Origin of the sequence: Bacillus sp. FSL K6-0923 (assembly GCF_038630825.1) — a bacterium.
Classification (GTDB): domain Bacteria; phylum Bacillota; class Bacilli; order Bacillales; family Bacillaceae; genus Bacillus; species Bacillus pumilus.
Genome location: NZ_CP152044.1, coordinates 1,947,189 through 1,966,433, shown reverse-complemented (window position 1 = coordinate 1,966,433; position 19,245 = coordinate 1,947,189). Strand labels below are relative to the sequence as shown.

Annotated in this window: 20 protein-coding genes; 13 read left to right on the top strand and 7 right to left on the bottom strand. The window is 40.9% G+C overall.

Annotated elements, in window-relative coordinates; all coding sequences use genetic code 11:
- Positions 1-34: 34 nt before the first annotated feature.
- The 3 genes from MHI16_RS09825 to MHI16_RS09815 form a co-directional block, all read right to left on the bottom strand.
- Positions 35-1,528, bottom strand: a complete 1,494-nt coding sequence (locus MHI16_RS09825) for a sodium:solute symporter (RefSeq protein ID WP_342497941.1) — start codon at positions 1,526-1,528, stop codon at positions 35-37.
- On the bottom strand, positions 1,528-1,731 hold the full coding sequence (locus MHI16_RS09820; protein ID WP_003215965.1) for a DUF3311 domain-containing protein: 204 nt from the start codon (positions 1,729-1,731) through the stop codon (positions 1,528-1,530). The genes MHI16_RS09825 and MHI16_RS09820 overlap by 1 nt, the downstream gene beginning before the upstream one ends.
- 237 nt (positions 1,732-1,968) lie before the next feature.
- The gene (locus MHI16_RS09815) at positions 1,969-2,586 is read right to left on the bottom strand and encodes a nitroreductase family protein (RefSeq protein ID WP_058014891.1); all 618 of its coding nucleotides are present in this window, start codon (positions 2,584-2,586) and stop codon (positions 1,969-1,971) included.
- A gap of 139 nt (positions 2,587-2,725) precedes the next feature.
- Between MHI16_RS09815 and MHI16_RS09810 the strand changes: the two genes are divergently transcribed.
- Entirely contained in the window at positions 2,726-3,058 is a 333-nt protein-coding gene (locus MHI16_RS09810) for a winged helix-turn-helix transcriptional regulator (protein ID WP_058014892.1), read from the top strand.
- A gap of 75 nt (positions 3,059-3,133) precedes the next feature.
- Positions 3,134-3,352: a hypothetical protein gene (locus MHI16_RS09805; protein ID WP_003215921.1), complete on the top strand. Its 219-nt coding sequence runs from the start codon at positions 3,134-3,136 to the stop codon at positions 3,350-3,352.
- Positions 3,353-3,392: 40 nt separating this feature from the next.
- On the opposite strand, the gene MHI16_RS09800 is transcribed toward MHI16_RS09805, so the two are convergent.
- Positions 3,393-3,866 carry a spore gernimation protein GerT gene (locus tag MHI16_RS09800; RefSeq protein ID WP_034660938.1) on the bottom strand — a complete coding sequence of 158 codons (474 nt, stop codon included), beginning with the start codon at positions 3,864-3,866 and terminating at the stop codon, positions 3,393-3,395.
- 86 nt (positions 3,867-3,952) lie between these two features.
- Between MHI16_RS09800 and rarD the strand changes: the two genes are divergently transcribed.
- From rarD to bshB2, 4 genes are all read left to right on the top strand, one after another.
- The gene (gene rarD / locus MHI16_RS09795; protein ID WP_061408225.1) at positions 3,953-4,867 is read left to right on the top strand and encodes an EamA family transporter RarD; all 915 of its coding nucleotides are present in this window, start codon (positions 3,953-3,955) and stop codon (positions 4,865-4,867) included.
- A gap of 78 nt (positions 4,868-4,945) precedes the next feature.
- Positions 4,946-5,227 (top strand): hypothetical protein, encoded by a 282-nt coding sequence (locus MHI16_RS09790; protein ID WP_058014895.1) that lies wholly within the window; start codon positions 4,946-4,948, stop codon positions 5,225-5,227.
- Positions 5,224-5,574: a YojF family protein gene (locus tag MHI16_RS09785; RefSeq protein WP_012010262.1), complete on the top strand. Its 351-nt coding sequence runs from the start codon at positions 5,224-5,226 to the stop codon at positions 5,572-5,574. The genes MHI16_RS09790 and MHI16_RS09785 overlap by 4 nt, the downstream gene beginning before the upstream one ends.
- 18 nt (positions 5,575-5,592) lie before the next feature.
- Positions 5,593-6,258 carry a bacillithiol biosynthesis deacetylase BshB2 gene (bshB2, locus tag MHI16_RS09780; protein WP_012010261.1) on the top strand — a complete coding sequence of 222 codons (666 nt, stop codon included), beginning with the start codon at positions 5,593-5,595 and terminating at the stop codon, positions 6,256-6,258.
- 45 nt (positions 6,259-6,303) lie between these two features.
- Here bshB2 and MHI16_RS09775 read toward each other — a convergent pair whose 3' ends face one another.
- Together MHI16_RS09775 and MHI16_RS09770 are read right to left on the bottom strand one after the other, a co-directional pair.
- A complete protein-coding gene (locus MHI16_RS09775) occupies positions 6,304-7,665 on the bottom strand; it encodes an MATE family efflux transporter (protein ID WP_061408222.1) in 1,362 nt (453 codons plus the stop codon).
- Positions 7,666-7,723: 58 nt separating this feature from the next.
- On the bottom strand, positions 7,724-7,849 hold the full coding sequence (locus tag MHI16_RS09770) for a hypothetical protein (protein WP_003215647.1): 126 nt from the start codon (positions 7,847-7,849) through the stop codon (positions 7,724-7,726).
- Between the two features lie 78 nt (positions 7,850-7,927).
- On the opposite strand from MHI16_RS09770, the gene cdaS reads away from it, so the two are divergent.
- The 7 genes from cdaS (at position 7,928) to odhB (ending at position 18,165) form a co-directional block, all read left to right on the top strand.
- Positions 7,928-8,554 carry a sporulation-specific diadenylate cyclase CdaS gene (cdaS, locus tag MHI16_RS09765; RefSeq protein ID WP_058014897.1) on the top strand — a complete coding sequence of 209 codons (627 nt, stop codon included), beginning with the start codon at positions 7,928-7,930 and terminating at the stop codon, positions 8,552-8,554.
- A gap of 405 nt (positions 8,555-8,959) precedes the next feature.
- Positions 8,960-10,285: a peptidoglycan endopeptidase gene (locus MHI16_RS09760; RefSeq protein ID WP_280150113.1), complete on the top strand. Its 1,326-nt coding sequence runs from the start codon at positions 8,960-8,962 to the stop codon at positions 10,283-10,285.
- A gap of 75 nt (positions 10,286-10,360) precedes the next feature.
- Positions 10,361-10,939, top strand: coding sequence for a superoxide dismutase family protein (locus MHI16_RS09755; RefSeq protein WP_058014898.1), 579 nt, complete (start codon positions 10,361-10,363; stop codon positions 10,937-10,939).
- A gap of 89 nt (positions 10,940-11,028) precedes the next feature.
- On the top strand, positions 11,029-11,907 hold the full coding sequence (locus MHI16_RS09750; protein ID WP_003215912.1) for a MoxR family ATPase: 879 nt from the start codon (positions 11,029-11,031) through the stop codon (positions 11,905-11,907).
- An 11-nt stretch (positions 11,908-11,918) separates the two neighbouring features.
- Positions 11,919-13,835 (top strand): VWA domain-containing protein, encoded by a 1,917-nt coding sequence (locus MHI16_RS09745; RefSeq protein WP_061408219.1) that lies wholly within the window; start codon positions 11,919-11,921, stop codon positions 13,833-13,835.
- 224 nt (positions 13,836-14,059) lie between these two features.
- Positions 14,060-16,894 carry a 2-oxoglutarate dehydrogenase E1 component gene (gene sucA, locus MHI16_RS09740; protein ID WP_058014900.1) on the top strand — a complete coding sequence of 945 codons (2,835 nt, stop codon included), beginning with the start codon at positions 14,060-14,062 and terminating at the stop codon, positions 16,892-16,894.
- 14 nt (positions 16,895-16,908) lie between these two features.
- On the top strand, positions 16,909-18,165 hold the full coding sequence (gene odhB / locus MHI16_RS09735; protein ID WP_058014901.1) for a 2-oxoglutarate dehydrogenase complex dihydrolipoyllysine-residue succinyltransferase: 1,257 nt from the start codon (positions 16,909-16,911) through the stop codon (positions 18,163-18,165).
- A 34-nt stretch (positions 18,166-18,199) separates the two neighbouring features.
- Here the strand turns inward: odhB and MHI16_RS09730 are convergent, their stop codons facing one another.
- Positions 18,200-19,150, bottom strand: a complete 951-nt coding sequence (locus MHI16_RS09730; RefSeq protein ID WP_061408216.1) for a bile acid:sodium symporter family protein — start codon at positions 19,148-19,150, stop codon at positions 18,200-18,202.
- Between the last annotated feature and the right edge of the window lie 95 nt (positions 19,151-19,245).

Below are 19,245 nucleotides of genomic sequence, written 5' to 3'. Positions count from 1 at the left end.
AGCAGTCCTCTTAGGGGGACTGCTCTTTTTATACTTACGCGTTGTTTACAATTGCTTCTGTTTTGTCGTGATCTTTTTCAAATAGATCATTCATGACAGAATTAGATGAGACCTTCTTCTGGAAGAATGGATTCAACATCAGGATGACCACAACGTTTGCTAGTAAACCAAGAAACCCTTCATAAAGACCGAACGTGACTTGTGAGATATTGGCTGTAAAGGTGACGATAATGCCAACAACTAACCCCGCAATCGTTGCTTCTCTCGATTGTTTTTTCCAGAACAAGCTGATCGCAATGGCTGGGAAGATTTGAACCATTCCTGAAACACCAATAAGCTGAAGCGTTACAAGTGCTGTTGGGAAGAGCATTCCGAATAATAGAGCCAGTCCGATAACGATAAACACCATTGAACGAGTGATGATGGTCAACCGTTTAGGTGATACATTCGGATGAATTAAGTCACGATATAAATTATTGGCAAATAAATTCGATGCACCAATGGCCATGATTGAGCATGGAATGAGGGAAGCCAGTGCAATCGTTGAATAAGCAAGACCTTGCATCACGCCGCCATATGACGTTTGAATTAAATGAAGAAGTGCAAATCTTGGATTCGTATCTTCTGGTAAGACTAAAAAGGCAATAAATCCAAGGAAGATGACCAAAATCAATACAATGTTATAAAGAGGCAAAAACATGCTGTTTTTACGGATAGCATCTGCACTTTTGGCTGTGAAAACCCCTGTTGCCGCATGTGCCCACATAAACAAAGCAAGGGCAGAAACGCCTGAAGCGGTAATGAACCATAAAATGCCTTTAGGACCCCCGTCAGGAATTGTCAGAAGCTGTGGCGCTTCCTTCGCTAACGTATTCATCATCGGGGTCCAGCCGTTAAAATGAATGATTGGCAGTGAAACCACCATAAACAGCATGATGACCCAAACGAGAATATCCTTAATAATGGCTGTATAGGTAGGACCTTTAATCCCGCTGAAAAATGTATAAAGTGCAACTAAAATAAATGAAATAATAACAACTGCATTCACATTAATATAACTAGTTCCAGCGACAGTTAACGTATCTTGAATCCCGCTCAGTTGAAGACAAATATACGGAATGAGCATAAGTACTCCAATAATCGCAATGAGACTGGATAACAGTTTGCTGTCAAAGCGCTCACGTGCATAATCAGCGAGCGTTGTGAGATTGTGATTTTTCGCAACCGTCCATAGCTTTGGTAAGAAGAAATAAGCAATAAAATACGCTAGAACTGAATAGGGGATAGCGAAAAAAGCGACACTTCCAGCTGTATAGGCTGTACTAGTGAGTCCTAAAAAGGTATAAGCTGTGTATAAATCTGCACCAACAAGGAACCAAACGAGCAGCCCGCCAAATTTCCTCCCGCCAACAGACCATTCCTCTACTGACTGTCTGGATGATTTATCACGGCCAGCGGCAAATCCAATGACCACGACGATGAAAATGATACTTGCTGTAATCAATAAAGCTGTCAAATTTCCTTGCATTAGTCAGTTCCTCCATTTGAATGTTGCATCCGATAAATGATAAATGTACAGACTGGTGTGAGAACAATCCATAGTAAGAGCCAGAAGTGGAAAAAAGGCAGGCCTATCACAAATGGATGAATACGATTCGCAAAGGGCAGCAGTGCGAGCTGTCCGATGAATGGAATCGCTATAAGTAGTGCCAGTATCAATTTTTTATTCATGATTCCCTCCTGAATTTTTTGTAATTTCATAATAATAGCAGTTGTCAGATTAGATCACAAGACCATTTTCAGAAAAAACAATCATTTTGCAGAATATCATCCTAATATAACGCTTTCATTCTTAAAAAAGAGAAAAAGTGTAGATGAAAAGGGGGGAAGTGAAAAGAAAATATGTAGAAATAATATTTAAACCAAATAAAAAAAGCCTCAGCATGAAAGCTGAGGCCTTGCCATTTTTTAAAGAAAATCAGATACTTCTTCGATGTCGAAGCGGTTGCTTTTATGAGCTTCTTTCGCTGCTTTACCAACTGAAATCAGCATAACTGGCTCATAACGGCCGCTTACATTGAATTCTTTGATAAAGGCTTCTTTACTGAAACCACCCATTGCACATGTATCATAGCCCATTGCTTTTGCAGCAATCATTAATTGCATAGCAGCTAATGAAGCATTTGAATACGCAGCTTCACGTGCATACTGCTCGCTTTGGTATGCGCCATTGATTTGAGTCATCAATGTTTCTTTGATGTCTTCAGTAATGAACCCTTGTTCTGCCAGCTCACCATAGATTTTTTCTCCATTTTGATTGGCTTCAAGATCACCTAGTACAGCAATAACAGCCGATGCTTGTGAGATTTGCTTTTGGTTATAAGCGATTGGAAGTAACTTTGCTTTGGATTCAGCACTGTGGAAAACAGTAAAATGCCAATGCTGAAGGTTCCACGCAGATGGTGCTTTTGTTGTGATATCAAGTAGCTCTGTTAGCTCTTCTTTTGTCATTTCATGAGTCGTATCATACTCTTTTACTGAAGCTCTTTGTTTTAAAATGTCAATCGTTTTTTGATCAGTCGCCATATGGATATTTCCTCCCGTTTTTGCAAATAGTATGGTACAATAACTAAAAAAGTGAGAAACTTACTTATTGTAACTAGAGATATTTTAAATTGTATACCGTTAGTTTGTCAAACAATCATGAAAAGAAAGGCTGAAATTTATGGAATTTCAATTATGTCCACACATTCAGCAAGCTTTTTTACTGCTAGGCAAAAGGTGGAATGGTCTCATTATTCATGTATTGCTTGATGGTCCAAAGCGATTTAAAGACATGACGGACATTATCCCATCTATCAGTCAGAAAATGCTCGCAGAGCGTTTAAAAGAACTTGAGCAAGAAGGGATTATAAAGCGAACTGTACTTCCTGAGACGCCTGTTAAAGTCATTTATTGTTTAACTGAAAAAGGAAATGCGCTACATGATGTGTTTCATGAGGTATCTAGGTGGGCAGGGGAATATACAGAATCTCATGAAAAAAAGGAGCAAGCCTAGTTTCAGGTTTGCCCAAACGTTTTGACTCCTAATGAATATGCTGATCTTAGGCACATGACAAAGGAGGAGAAATGCATGTACCCTCATACTCCGTATTTCCGAGGCGGCGCCCCTGGCATTCCGCCATATGAATCCAGAGTCCCTTTGTTTTTTGGTTTTGGCGCTCCTTTAGTCGGCGGACTGCTTGGCGGATTTTTAGGAAGTGCGATTTTTAATTATCCCCGTCCATATTACCCGCCACCACCACCGCCTGTTCCACCACCTTATGGCGGAGGATATCCACCATACTATTAAGAAAAAAGAGTAAGCCTGCTTCTATATCAAAGCAGGCTTTTTATAATGGAATATCGATTTCAGAAATCCCCGGATCATCATGCTTTAAAAACATAATCTCCAAAATACCGTCCTGATACGAAGCCTTCGTTCCTTTTCTTTTGACAGCAGCAGGGAGGACGACTTTCTTCTGCGTGCCTTCCTCAGGAAAATGATCAATAAATAGCAGGTTGGCGGTATGTTTGATTTTTACTTTTTCTGTGTTCGGCCGAGCAAGCTCAATCTTAACAAACACGTGATCAGTTGTTTCAAACACTTCTACTTCGGGTTCTTTTTCTTTTTTGACATCTGTTTCTCTCGTTTTTTGATGTTGAGAGAGTGGGTCCTGAAAAGGGAACTGAGCAGGATAATTGGAGCCGAATACACTTTCCATCACTTGATTGACGTACTGCTCGACGTCTTTAGGGTCTGAATTCTTTAAGGCTTCTTTTGAAAATTGCTTTTGAAAAGGGAATAATCGGTTCCAGTCAAACATGAAAATCATCCTTTCTAAATGCCCTGAATTAGTATATGCCCATTCACTTGAGTGCGTGCTATAATATACGATAGGTTTAGAAAGGAATGGTTAGATTGAACGAACAACAGCAATCAAAAGGTGTTCTCTACACGGCAGCATCTTTTACATTATGGGGATTATTCCCATTATATTGGAAACTGATGGAACATATTTCGTCAGGCGAAATTTTAGCGCACAGAATTTTATGGTCATTTGTTTTTATGTGCGGTATTCTTTTGTATTTAAAACAAGTTCGGCCAGCCATGCAGACCGTGAAGGGTCTCATGCTCGATGGTAAAGCACTTTTTTCATTACTATTATCTGCTATATTAATATCGGTTAACTGGTATGTGTACATTTGGGCAGTCAACCATCATCTTATGCTAGAAGCTAGTTTAGGGTATTATATTAATCCGCTTGTCTCTGTTTTACTAGGGATCATTTTCTTGAAAGAGCGGCTCAATAAAATACAAACCATTGCGATTTTAATTGCCGCCGCTGGGGTGATTCTTTCTACGATCCAGTACGGTTCATTTCCTGTCGTTGCAATATTACTTGCCTTTAGCTTCGGTTTTTATGGATTGATAAAAAAAAGAATGAGCTTCACGAGTGCCATTGGTTTGACAATTGAAACGCTGCTTCTCGCCCCGGCAGCTCTTGTGTACTTATTGTTCTTCTTAAAAGAACCTGTGGTGACAATGAATCCTAACAGTTTCGGATCGCTTGGTCTCTTATTCTTTGCAGGGGTCTTTACTGCGGTCCCGCTTCTTTTATTCTCTGAAGGCGCAAAAAGAATCCCTCTTTATCAAGTGGGCATTTTACAGTACATAGCACCAACGATTACGCTGTTTTTGGGGTTGTTTGTGTATCACGAGCACTTAACTTCAGCTAAAATTGTGACGTTTCTTTGTATCTGGGTGGCGATTTTATTGTTTACGACCTCTCAATTACGCATGAAAAAAACAGCGAATTCTCATTAACTCCTACGAGCAGTTTGCTTTTTTTTGAAGGCGGATCATGTCATAATAAGTTGTTACCAAAACTGTTGAGGTGATTACATGTCATCAGCCAATGAGCTTACAGCTGCTTATCAATCTTTATGGAAAAATCGTCAGCTTGATGTCGATGATATGTCTTCTTTACTCGGAGCAATATGTGATGATTTAAGCGATGCACGGACTCATCCGAGGGCGAGAAAATCATTTCATCAAAAATATGTGCTCGCTGTAGAAAGAATATTAGAAAGTGAGCTTGAGCATGATCATCAACTGCAGCTGATCAGCTTACATACAAAAAAGCTGCGCGAATTAATTCAAAATGAAGGAAGGAACCACTCATGAAACCAATTCAAACGGAAGATGTCACGGCACATCTTGAATCGTTTTTAAATCGTCCAGTCTTCGTTCATCTTGAAACGACTACTGGTTCTTATTCAGCTCATGTAAATGAACAAAATATGACGGTCGTTGCCTATATCCGCAATGCCAAAGTTGTCTATTCTCAGGCGAAAATAAAAGGACAAGGTCCATACCGTGTTGGAATGAAAACAGAAGATGGCTGGATTTACGCAGAAGGCTTAACCGATTATGAGTTTGATGACCAAGGCCGCCTGCTGTTAGCAGGGCACTTGCCAGACGGGAAACTAGCGATCTCATTACAAATTAGCGAAACACCATTTCAGGTGTAGAAGAAAGGGTGACGAGTCATGAACGAACATGTACTAGTGATGCTGCCTCACCCAGATGATGAATCGTTTGGGGTTGCAGGTCTCATTGCACAAAGCAGAAAACGCGGCATCCCAGTCACGTATGCATGCGGGACACTTGGGGAAATGGGTAGAAATATGGGCAGCCCAACATATGCCAATCGCGAAACACTTCCTGAGTTAAGAAAACAGGAATTAATCAATGCCTGCAAAGAAATGGATATCACAGACTTGCGTATGCTTGGACTGCGTGATAAAACTTTGGAATTTGAGGATGACGAGTATTTAGCTGATGTGATGGAAACCATCATTGATGAAGTCAAACCTACACTGATTGTCACGTTTTATCCTGGACATGGTGTACATCCTGATCATGATGCGACAGGGGAAGCGGTGATTCGTGCTCTTTACCGTAAGAAAAAAGAAGACCGTCCTGTCACATACTGCATGGCTATTACAAAAAATAGAGAAGAAGTACTTGGAAATGCAGATATTACGATCGACATTACAGATGTAGCAGATATCAAATTAAATGCACTAAGAGCACATAGAACGCAAACAGAAGGCATGCTAAGAGAGCTTGAACAGAAGCTAAAAAACAAAGAACCTGTTGTCCAAAAATGGTTCGATGAAGAAATTTTTTGGACATACCAATGGAATGACTAAATAAAAAAGCAGCTGACATCGATCAGCTGCTTTTTTGTCTTGTATTTAGTGGTTGGGCGATTTCTGAAGCAGTCGTTTTTCCATCAATCTGAGACGGATAAAGAGGACAATGGCACCAGCGGCAAGTCCTGCAATCAGACCAATCCAATAACCAAATGCTCCAAATGAGGTATAGGTGCCGATCAGATAGCCGGAAGGAAGGCCGATCACCCAGTATGAAACAAATGCGGCAATGAGTGTATAGTTGACATCTTTATAGCCGCGCAGCGCTCCTTGAATAGGTGCAGCAATGGCATCTGACAGTTGGAAAAAGATCGCATAAATCAAAAAGTGCTGTGTCATCTGTAAAACAGCCGATTCAGTTGTGTATAAACCAGCAATCTCTGGTCTAAATAATAAAATGAGTGCTGCCGTAAACAAGGAGAATAATATCGCCGTTCCAATTCCGATATAGCTATAGCTTTGCGCATCTTTATAACGCTTGGCACCGGCTTCAAACCCAACGACAATCGTTAAAGCCATTGAGATACTGAGCGGTAAAATATATAAGATAGAAGCAAAGTTCATCGCAGCCTGGTGACTTGCAATCGTCACAGTATCAAAGTGACCCATTAATAAGGTAACTGCTGCAAAGATACTCGTTTCAAAAAAGATCGCAAACCCGATAGGAAGACCGATTTTCAGTATTTGCCCCATACGGGAGATATTAAGTCGAGGCAGTTTTTGAAACAAACGAAATGAGGCAAATGGTTCTGCTTTTATGACAATACAAATACTCATGATAAAAATTGCCCAATACGTCATCGCAGAAGCAAGGCCAGCTCCCGCGCCGCCAAGCTTTGGAAAGCCAAAATTCCCAAAAATAAATACATAGTTTAACACAAAGTTAATCGGAAGTGCTGTTAACGTGATAAACATCGTCACTCGTGTTTTCCCTAATGCATCAATAAATGACCTGAGCACCGAATAACCAAATAGCGGAATGATACCAAAAGCAAGAAAACGTAAGAAATGCTGCGCAATATCCTCTACGGATTGCTCAAGTCCAAGTCCCCCTAATACGTAAGGGATGCTAATTGTCCCAATCGCAATCACACAAATACTTAAAAGAAAGGATAAATAAATCGCCTGAAAGACAGCCTTGGGAACATCTTTTTTATGCCCTGCGCCCATCAGCTGAGCGACAATTGGCGTAACGGCCATTAATATACCAGCAAGCCCTGTATAAACGGGTGTCCAAATACTTGAACCGATCGCCACACCCGCAAGGTCTTCTGCACTCACTTTTCCAGACATCACGGTGTCTAAAAACGTAATAAGTGAAAGACCCGCTTGAGTGATTAAAATCGGAATCAAAATGGTTAAAAATAGTGTCACCTTAGCTCGAATGCTATTTGTTTCTCTCATCATAAGTTCCTCTCTGAACAGAAATAACGAGAGGATTATATCATGCTATGTAAAAAAATCAATTCTCTGTCGGATTATTTTTCTTAGATGGCTTCGTTTTTTTAAACATTTGGGCATAAATAAAGGAAAGACTGACAACACCTAAAATGCTGCAAGCATATTGAATCACTTTCTGAATGGTCATATTAAGTCACCTCCATAACAATAGCATGCGCATCATTTGTTATTTTATGACAACGAAAAAAAGGAGGGAAAAGGTCAAATGATCAATCGTACGAATGAAGAAGTGCAATTTAAAGTGGGCATGAGAACACACTTGATGAAAATTATGAAGGATGCAAGTGACATTATTGATTCCCTTGATGAGATTGAGCAATGTCTACTTTGTGATCTCGAGTCATTACATGATGAGTTTAATGCAATGCATGCAGAGGCTTCCTCGTTTTATTTACAATCGTATATGGAAGAATACACACCCGGATTTGCTCAATTTTCTTTAGCCATTGAGAACTTATCAAAACAAAAGCATGGGGCACTGATTGTGATTCAAAGGCGGGATGAGGTTGAGGATTTTATTCAAAGAGGGACAAATCTTCATGCGAAAATAAGTGCTTCATTAATCGAAAGCATTTTCTACCCAGGAAATCCACTTCATGATGGTGCGCTTTTAGTCAAAGAAAATACGCTCGTATCTGCGGCAAATGTGCTGCCGCTTACTTCAAAAAAAGTCAGTCCTTCTCTCGGGACAAGACACAGGGCTGCAATTGGACTCTCTGGCATGACCGATGCACTTGTTCTCGTCGTTTCAGAGGAAACAGGGAAAATGTCATTTGCGAAAGAAGGAGTCCTTTATCCGCTCACTGTAAAAGAACCTGAAATCAGAAAATAAAAAATCAATCGCTGCATTCTTCATTCGGAAGGATGCTTTTTTCATTCGAGGAGAAAAAACAGGCAATTAAGTAAAAAGTCATTTGATACAGAAAAATTTGTCATGTAGAATAGAACTATGAAACTAGCAGCGTGCTTGTTTTGACAAATTTCTAAACGTCAACTTAAAAATTCCTTAAAAAATGTTTATAAATACAGTAAACTGCCGATACAAACGATATGGCTTAGTTTTAGCATTTTGAGTTGACTGCTTTAGCCTATTTGTTATTGCCCAACGTCTACATGTCGAGTAATATAATAGAAATAAAGATAAAATAGTGCAAGAGAAGCAGAATCATTTAATGCGAAACTTAAAACTAGTACATAAGTCTTATTGGATGAAATCATGAAAGGCGGAGATTTATCTATGAAGAAAAAAGTAGTAACCGGCCTCACAGTTTCAGCGATCGCTGGCTCAGCTGTGTTTGCTGCACCGGCAGAAGCACAGACGATCAAGGTGAAAAGCGGTGACTCACTTTGGAAGATTGCCGAACAGTACAATACAAGTATTTCGGAGCTGCAATCTCTTAATCAACTAAAAACGACGATGATTTTTGCAGGACAAAGCTTGAAAATTCCTGCCGCAAAAAGCACAAAATCCAGTTCTTCAACAGGTTCAAAAGCAACAAAATCAAATGCTTCAACGACATCAAGCTACACTGTAAAGCTTGGAGACTCTTTATGGCTCATTGCAAACAATCATAAAATGTCAGTTGCAAGCTTAAAAAGTCTAAACAGCTTAAACAGTGACTTGATTCGTCCTGGACAAAAGCTAAAGATATCTGGAAGCACGAAGACAAGCGGGAGCCAGTCATCAAACTCCTCTTCAAATTCCAGCTCGAACAATAAGACAACGAACTCAAATAGTTCATCTTCATCAAGTACATACAAGGTCAAATTAGGGGATTCTCTCTGGAAAATTGCGAATTCGCTCAATATGACGATTGGTGAAATCAAAACATTGAATGGGCTCAAATCTGATACGATTTATCCGAATCAAGTATTGAAAGTAAAAGGGACGGCTGCATCAAAACCAAGTCAGCCCCAAGCCCCTGCAAAACCAAGCAACCCGCCTTCTAACAGTAACCAGTCTTCAAGCGGGAAAGCGACATCTTATACCGTAAAATCAGGAGATTCTTTATGGAAGATTGCGAATCAATTTAAAGTGCAAGTTCAATCCATCCGTACAGCTAACAGCTTAAAAAGCGATGTGCTTAGAATTGGACAAGTTCTCAAAATTAATGGTGCAGCTTCAGGCTCAACTGGATCGAATGGTTCTACGTCCAACGGCTCGACAACTCCAGTGAACAATAACAAAAACGATGTGCCGATGAATGCAAAAATCACGACGATGATCCAAGAAGGCAAAAAACTGACAGGCATTCCTTACAGATGGGGCGGCAACACACCATCTGGATTTGACTGCAGCGGCTTTGTTTATTATCTCATTAACAAGGTTTCATCTGTATCGAGATTAAGCACAGCAGGCTACTGGAGTATGATGACACCAGTGAGCACACCTCAAGTTGGCGATTTTGTTTATTTCACAACGTACAAAGCGGGTCCATCTCATATGGGACTATATCTTGGCGGAGGAGATTTCCTTCATGCAAGTGACAGCGGTGTGGGGATCTCGAACTTGAGCAACCCATATTGGAAAAAAGCCTATTTAGGTGCAAAACGTTTCTTCTAAAAAAGCCGATTTTCGGCTTTTTTTGTTTGCCTATTGATCAGGTTGTCCATACTGATATCAAAAGGGGGCAATCATATGAAAAAGTCAGTGTGGTTGATCATGATGAGTCTGGTCTTTGTTGCAACAGCTTGTCATGCACCGCCGAAAAAAGAAACGACAGAAGAAACCATTGAAGTTGCAGCACCTAAACAAGCACTAGTTACCACGTCACTCATCAATGAAAACGGGCAAAAAATAGGGAGCATCGAAGTAAGAGAATCCTCAGAAAACGGGCTGGATTTACATGTGAAAGCGAAAAACCTGCCGCCAGGTCCTCATGGCTTCCATATTCACGAAACTGGAAGATGTGAAGCGCCAGATTTTGAAACGGCAGGGGCTCACTTTAATCCAACACACCGGGAGCATGGCTTTGACAACCCAAAGGGTCATCATGCTGGAGATATGCCTAATTTAGAAGTTGGGGCAGATGGACAGATTGATGTTGTCGTAAATGTACCAGATGTGACGTTAAAGGGAGGACCAACCCAATTAATTGATCAAAATGGGCGGAGCTTTATCATTCATGCAGAAGCAGATGATTACTTAAGCAACCCTTCTGGAAACTCAGGGAAACGCATCGCCTGCGGAGCAATCACAAAAGAAATGGTAAAATAACAGATGTCTAGCCTTTATGTATTGAGTGCATAAAGGTTTTTTTAGTATACTTGGTGAGGAAAATGATCGAAGAGAGGAATTAATCATACATGTTTAACGAACAATCACTCCCAGAAGAAATTCAAGCAATGATTGAAGCAAAAGCAAAAGGACTAGAAGAAGAATTCCGTCCGCTTATTGGAACAGGCGGCTATGAATCACAGGACACGTCTATCATACAAGATGCGATGATTGCACTAGCACTCGGCAAAAACGTTCTTTTAAAAGGGCCGACCGGTTCAGGTAAAACAAAACTAGCAGAAACTTTATCTGCTTTCTTTCAGCAGCCGATGCATAGTGTGAACTGCTCAGTTGATCTTGATGCAGAAAGCTTGATTGGCTATAAAACCATTCACAATGATGGTCAAGTTGCTTCTATTGAATTTATTGAAGGACCTGTAACGAAAGCAATGAAAAAAGGCCATCTTTTATATATTGATGAAATCAACATGGCGAAGCCAGAAACTCTGCCTATTTTAAACGGTGTACTCGACTACAGAAAAATGATGACAAATCCATTTACAGGCGAGGTCGTTCGAGCAGATGAAGGCTTTGGCGTGATTGCGGCCATCAATGAAGGCTATGTCGGTACAGTGCCTCTAAATGAAGCGTTAAAAAACCGTTTTGTTGTCATTGACGTTCCATATATCGGCGGCGGCATCTTAAAGGATGTACTGCAATCTCAATCTGTATTAAAGGATGAACGATTAATCGATCAATTCGTGCAGCTTTCATCAGACCTCATTACACAGGCGCACAACGGGCAGGTAAGTGAAGAAGCAGCATCCATTCGCGCACTCCTAGACACATGTGATCTTGCGCAATACATCCCGCCGCTTCGTGCAGTTGAACGAGGGATTGTTGAAAAGCTAGAAGATGACCGGGAAAAAGCAGCGGTAAGAAATATTGCCCAAACATTATTCGAGTGAGGTTCTGAGTTTTGAAATTCATCAAATTTAATGACAGCAGAATCGATTCATTTTTATTTATGGAATTAACGGATTTAGCCAAAACGTTAGCAAAAAGTGATGATGTCGAGCTTGAATACGGTGTGCAGTCCTACTATGATCCTTTTGAAAAGAAAATTTTCATCAGTCATTTTTGGGATGACCGCAAACAAGAAGACATGACAGCCGGACTGAAAAGTGATGTATTCCTCCGTGCAGTAGGAACCGTTTATAGTGATCTGACTGTCTTTCAGGAAATCATTCGCTATGCTCATACATTGTCCATTCCTGACCTATGTAAACAACTGTTCATGCTCTTTGAAGATATCCGGATTGAAGAGCGGATTAAACGTGACCGCCCAGGAACAAAAAAGGTATTTAAACGAAGAAGAGAACTTTACCGGCGTCATTTTAAGACGCAATTAACGATTAACCAAGAGCGGAGCATTTTAACCGATGCACTTTATTGTGCAATGTATGTGAAGCTGACAGCGGATTCGCCGCTGGAAGAAGTTCCGCCGCTTCATGAGCGGATCAACCCAATGATTCCGTTTATTGAATCAAGTCTTGAGCGTGTATATGAAGCGCGTTCAACCGGAGATATCGCAGTCATCGTCAAAGAATTAATGGAAGGCTTTGATGAGCTTCTTGATAAAGATATGCTGAATACGTACTTTTTCTTCCCAGAATTGGACTATGAAAAAGCGGCAAAAGAACCGCTGTTTCATGACTTGAAAAGAAAACCTAAACTAAGTGAAGACATCAAAGTAGACAGGGAAAAAGAGGGCGATGAAGACATCCATCAAGAGTATATGGAAGTGTGGCATCGAGAAACAGAAGCGCCGTCAAAAAGCTTCCTTCAATTTGATTTAGAGCACGGAGGGAAAAGTGATCTCGGGAAGGATGCAGCAAGAGAAGGCGATGACGGAGATCAAGCACTTGGCACTGTCCAAGGCTCTGCCAAGCAGACTCACCGAAAAGATTATTCAAAGCTTGAAGCGCTGGAAGAGGCTGAAGGCGAAGAAAGCGGGGCGGATGCTCATGAGAATGGAAAAGAGAACAAATATGCATTTCCAGTCATGATTTCACCAGATCCTCCCGCGCCAGAACAAATCGACGTATACAAGCAGCACGCCAAGGAGATTGAGCCTTATCAGAAACGCTTAAAACAGATGATTCAAAAAACACTTGAACACAAAAAAACATGGCCAAAAACGGACCTTCATGCTGGACGTCTGAGTAAAAAGCTCATTCGTTATTTTACAGAGTCAAATCCGCGTCTTTTCTATAAAAAACAGGCACCTTCTTCGGAGATTGATGCTGTTTTCACTTTATTAGTGGATTGTTCTGCCAGCATGTTTGACAAGATGGATGAAACGAAAAAAGGCATTGTTCTATTCCATGAAGCCTTAAAGTCAGTTCAAGTCCCACATCAAATTGTGGGTTTTTGGGAAGATACAAACGATGCATCAGAAACAAGTCAGCCGAACTATTTCAACACAGTCGTGTCGTTCAAAGATTCTTTATTTGATGCAGGTCCTTCCATTATGTCTCTTGAACCAGAAGAGGATAACCGGGACGGCTATGCGATTCGCCAAATGACAAAAATGATATTAAAACGAAGAGAAGAGCAAAAGTTTCTCATTGTTTTTTCCGATGGAGAGCCAGCTGCATTCAGCTACGAACAAAATGGGATTGTCGATACACATGAAGCAGTTCTTGAGGCGAGGAAAAAAGGCATTGAGGTAATCAATGTGTTTTTATCCAATTCACCGATCGAAGAAGCACAGATGAAAACGATCCAAGATATGTATGGCAAGTTCAGCATTTTTGTACCAGATGTCGATACATTGCCAGATGTTTTATATCCGTTACTGAAGAAATTACTGCATAAAAGCATTGGGGCATAAGGTTTTGCCCCTTTCTTCAAAATATTTTTCGGAATGATTTAAATTTTTTGTTTTTCTGTGAATTTTTTATCTTTAATTGAACAAAGAATGTAGAAAGTAATCCGAAACAGTGGTAGAATATTATTGGAAGCGTTTTATTACATAAATTTGGTCATTGTGTTCTGGAAGTTATATCGAGATAGTGTTCAATCACTTGATGATCAAAGTTGGGGGTAGTGTTCAAAATGTTTCAAAATGATGTGAAACAACCGTTGAGTTGGGAAGAATTTCATGGTCCGAACCTCGGCTATGTGCTCGAGCTCTACGATCAGTATGTCCAGGATCCTACTAGTGTTGATGAAGATCTAAGAGGCATATTTGATGAACTTGGTGCACCACCGAGTGAAATGAAGGAGGAAATTGGGAAAAAAGAAAATAGCGTAGTTACTTCTGAACAAATCCAAAAGATAGCATCAGTCGTTAAACTGGCAGAAGACATCAGAACGTATGGCCATTTAAATGCTTCCGTCAATCCTCTTCGCAAAGAAAAGGAATTACAAGAGCTGTTTCCTTTAAAGGAGTACGGTTTAACAGAAGAAGACGTCAAGAATATACCAATATCTATTATTAGTCCTGACGCACCAAAACACATTTCAAACGGCATAGAAGCCATTAACCATTTGAGAAATACGTATAAGCGTACCATTTCATTTGAGTTTGATCACGTACATGATTTCGAAGAACGCAACTGGCTCTCAAAATCAATCGAGTCTGGTGAACTATTTAAGAAAAAACCAGCCGATAAACTAGTTTCTGTATTCAAGAGATTAACAGAAGTTGAGCAGTTCGAACAGTTTCTTCATAAAACATTTGTTGGGCAAAAGCGCTTCTCTATAGAAGGATTAGACGCACTTGTCCCAGTACTTGATGAAATTATTTCAGAGTCTGTTACACAAGGGACTTCAAATATTAACATTGGAATGGCACACAGAGGCCGTTTAAATGTATTAGCACATGTGTTAGGAAAACCATATGAGATTATTTTTTCGGAATTCCAGCATGCGCCAAATAAAGAGCTTGTTCCATCAGAAGGCTCTATTGGCATCAGCTACGGGTGGACAGGTGACGTAAAGTACCATCTTGGAGCAGATCGTCAAATTAAAGACGAAGATACAAAGAGTGCGAGAGTCACGCTTGCTAATAACCCAAGTCACCTGGAATTCATTGATCCAATCATTGAAGGAAGCACACGTGCCGCTCAGGAATTACGTACTCAAAAGGGCTATCCAGTACAAGACGTTGAAAAGGCTCTAGCCATCTTAATTCATGGTGATGCGGCATTTCCTGGAGAAGGAATTGTGGCAGAAACATTAAATTTAAGTCAACTTGTAGGCTATCAAGTGGGCGGAACAATCCATATCATTGCAAACAATATGATCGGATTTACGACGGAAAGTAATGAATCTCGCTCAACGAAATATGCAAGTGACCTTGCAAAAGGGTTTGAGATTCCAATTGTTCACGTCAATGCAGATGATCCAGAAGCATGTTTAGCGGCTGTTCAATTAGCTGTAGAATATCGCAAACGCTTTAAGAAGGATTTCTTAATTGATTTGATTGGTTACCGCAGATACGGTCATAACGAAATGGATGAGCCTTCTACGACTCAGCCGATGCTGTACGATGCCGTCAGAAAGCACAAAACGGTCAAGAATATCTTTGCAGATAAACTTGTCACAGAAGGTCTTCTAACGAAGGAGCAGCGTGAAGAAATCGAGCAGGCTGTAGCGACAAGAATAGAAGAAGCCTATCAAAAAGTGCCTTCAAAGAAAGAGCATACGATTCATGAAATTGAACTGCCAGAACCAGTATCAAATGGCTTCCCAGCAGTGGATACATCCGTAGAGTTTGATGTATTACGAAAGCTGAATGAAGAATTGATCAGCTGGCCGGACGATTTCCAAGTATTTGGTAAGCTTAAACGGATCCTTGAAAAACGTGCAAAAGTGTTTACAGATGACCGTAAAGTAGAATGGTCACTTGGGGAAGCACTTGCATTTGCATCTATATTAAAAGACGGTACGCCAATTCGGATGACCGGACAGGATTCAGAGCGCGGTACTTTTGCTCAAAGAAACCTTGTTCTTCACGACAGTCAAACTGGAAATGAATTTATTGCTCTTCATGAGCTGAGTGATGCAAACGCATCATTTACTGTTCATAATAGTCCACTGTCAGAGGGCTCAGTCATCGGGTTTGAATATGGTTATAATGTCTATTCTCCTGAAACGTTAGTCATTTGGGAGGCTCAATTTGGAGACTTCGCAAATGCGGCTCAAGTGTATTTCGATCAATTTATTTCAGCTGGACGCGCAAAATGGGGACAAAAATCAGGTCTAGTGATGCTCTTGCCTCATGGATATGAAGGACAAGGTCCTGAGCATTCAAGTGGAAGAACAGAGCGGTTCCTGCAATCAGCTGCTGAGAATAACTGGACAGTGGCGAACCTCACAAGTGCAGCGCAATACTTCCACATTCTTAGAAGACAGGCGAAAATGCTACTTCGTGAAGAGATTCGTCCGCTTGTCATCATGACACCGAAGAGTCTGCTTCGTAACCCGAACACATTGTCTGAAGTCCAGGAATTAACGGATGGACAGTTCCAACCAGTTCTTGAACAACCAGGCCTTGTGCATGATCACGAAAAAGTATCGCGCCTCGTGCTATCTAGCGGGAAGGTATCAATCGATATTAGTGATCGCTTTACTCAAATGGAAGAGCCGAAAGATTGGCTTCACATTGCGAGAGTGGAACAGCTATATCCATTCCCAGCCAAAGATATTAAAGCGATATTATCAAAACTAACAAACTTAGAAGAAATCGTATGGGCACAAGAAGAGCCACAAAATATGGGGGCTTGGGGATATATTGAGCCATATTTACGTGAAATTGCGCCTGAAAAAGTAAAAGTACGTTACATCGGCCGAAGAAGACGTTCAAGTACGGCTGAGGGTGATCCAACTGTGCATAAAAAAGAACAAGAACGAATTGTATCTGATAGCTTGACTCGCAAAAACTAAGGGGGAAATGAAAAATGGCGGAAATTAAAGTACCTGAATTAGCGGAATCGATCTCGGAAGGAACGATAGCTCAATGGCTCAAGCAGCCGGGCGATTATGTGGAGCAGGGAGAATACCTGTTAGAACTTGAAACAGATAAAGTCAATGTCGAACTGACAGCCGAAGAATCTGGTGTACTCAAAGAAGTACTGAAAGATTCTGGTGACACTGTACAAGTTGGAGAAGTCATCGGAACAATTGCAGCGGGTGAAGCTGGCGGAAGCGAGTCCGCAGCTCCAGCACCTGAGCAAGAGTCTGCACCAGCTCCGAAAGATGAACCGGCAGCTGCTCAAAAAGAAGAAGCAGTGAAAGAAGAGCCGAAATCTGGTAATGGCAGAACCATCGCTTCTCCTGCAGCTAGAAAACTAGCGAGAGAGAAGGGACTAGACTTATCTGAAATTCCAACCGTAGATCCGCTGGGCAGGGTACGAAAGCAGGATGTCGCTTCCTATCAAAAGAATGAAGCACCTGCAAGTGCACCAAAAGCCGCGCCAAAAGCAAATGCTGCGGTGCAAAATGAACAACAAGGAAAGCCAGTTGAACGTGAGAGAATGTCGCGCCGCAGACAAACGATTGCTAAACGTTTAGTTGAGGTTCAGCAAACGGCTGCAATGCTGACGACATTTAATGAAGTAGATATGACGGCTGTGATGGACTTAAGAAAACGACGTAAAGATGCCTTCCTTGAACAAAATGATGTAAAACTTGGCTTCATGTCTTTCTTCACAAAAGCCGTTGTAGCAGCGCTGAAGAAATATCCGCTGCTTAACGCAGAAATTCAAGGTGATGAGCTTGTCTTGAAGAAATTCTATGACATCGGCATCGCTGTTGCTGCTAATGAAGGACTTGTCGTACCGGTTGTTCGTGATGCAGACAGATTGTCGTTTGCAGGGATTGAAAAGGAAATTGGTCATCTTGCGAAAAAAGCTAGAGATAACAAATTGTCTCTAAATGAGCTACAAGGTGGATCATTCACGATCACAAACGGCGGAACATTCGGTTCACTGCTTTCAACACCAATTTTAAACAGTCCTCAAGTTGGAATTTTAGGGATGCACAAAATTCAGCTTCGACCTGTGGCAATTGATGAAGAACGTTTTGAGAACCGCCCGATGATGTATTTAGCTCTTTCTTACGATCACCGGATTGTCGATGGTAAAGAAGCAGTTGGATTCCTTGTCACGATTAAAAACTTACTTGAAGATCCAGAGCAGCTATTGCTTGAAGGATAATCTTTCATTTGAAAAGCTAGCACCTTAATGGGTGCTAGCTTTTTTTCTTTTCATTTTCAGCATTTCCTCTTTTTGACCAATATGTCGCAAGCCAGGAACCGGATAAATTATGCCACACACTAAAAATGGCACTTGGTACGGCTGCAAGTGGAGAGAAGTGTGCTGTTGCTAAAGCTGCACCAAGTCCAGAGTTTTGCATGCCTACTTCAATCGAGATGGCTCTTCGAGAAGGGATATCCATTTTGCACCACTTTGCAATAAGGTAACCAAATAAAAGACCAAGTCCATTATGTAAGATCACAACGGCCAATATTAGCAGCCCAGATTGAAGAATCTGTTCTTTATTTGCACTGACAACCGCTGCAATGATCACTACGATTCCGGCGACAGACACAAGCGGTAATGCTTGTACCGCATAGGTTACTTGTTTTTTGAAAAATAATTTAACGATGACGCCTAAGATAATAGGGATCAACACAACTTGTACAATTGACAAAAATAGTGCTTCCGGCGATACAGGTAGCCATGATCTTGCAAAGAGTAAAATAAAGACAGGTGTTAAAAAGGGAGCAAGAAGGGTCGATATGGTGGTGACGGCTACAGATAATGCCGTATTTCCTTTCGCCAAAAAGGTCATAACGTTCGATGCTGTACCGCCTGGGCAACAGCCTACGAGAACAACTCCTACTGCAATTTCGGACGGGAGCCTTAGTCCGTACGCTAACAAAAAGGCGAGAAGCGGCATGAGTGTGTACTGCGTCAGTACCCCGATCAGAACATAAAGAGGTTTTCGAAACAGTTCTTTGAAGTCTTCAGCGGATAATGTCAGCCCCATCCCAAACATAATGATACCGAGTAAAAAAGGAATATAAGGTCCGATTTTTGAAAATTCCGCAGGAAAGGCAAATCCAAGAAACGCAAAGACAAGAACCCAAATCGCAAAGGTCCTACCTGCAAAGTGACTAATAGTTAAAAGAATCTTCATATATTGCTTCAACTCTCTTTCTTTACATATCTTTTCTATTTTAAATGAATTTTCTGAAAAAACAACCCCATTCTTTTAGTTCTGATAATAATATT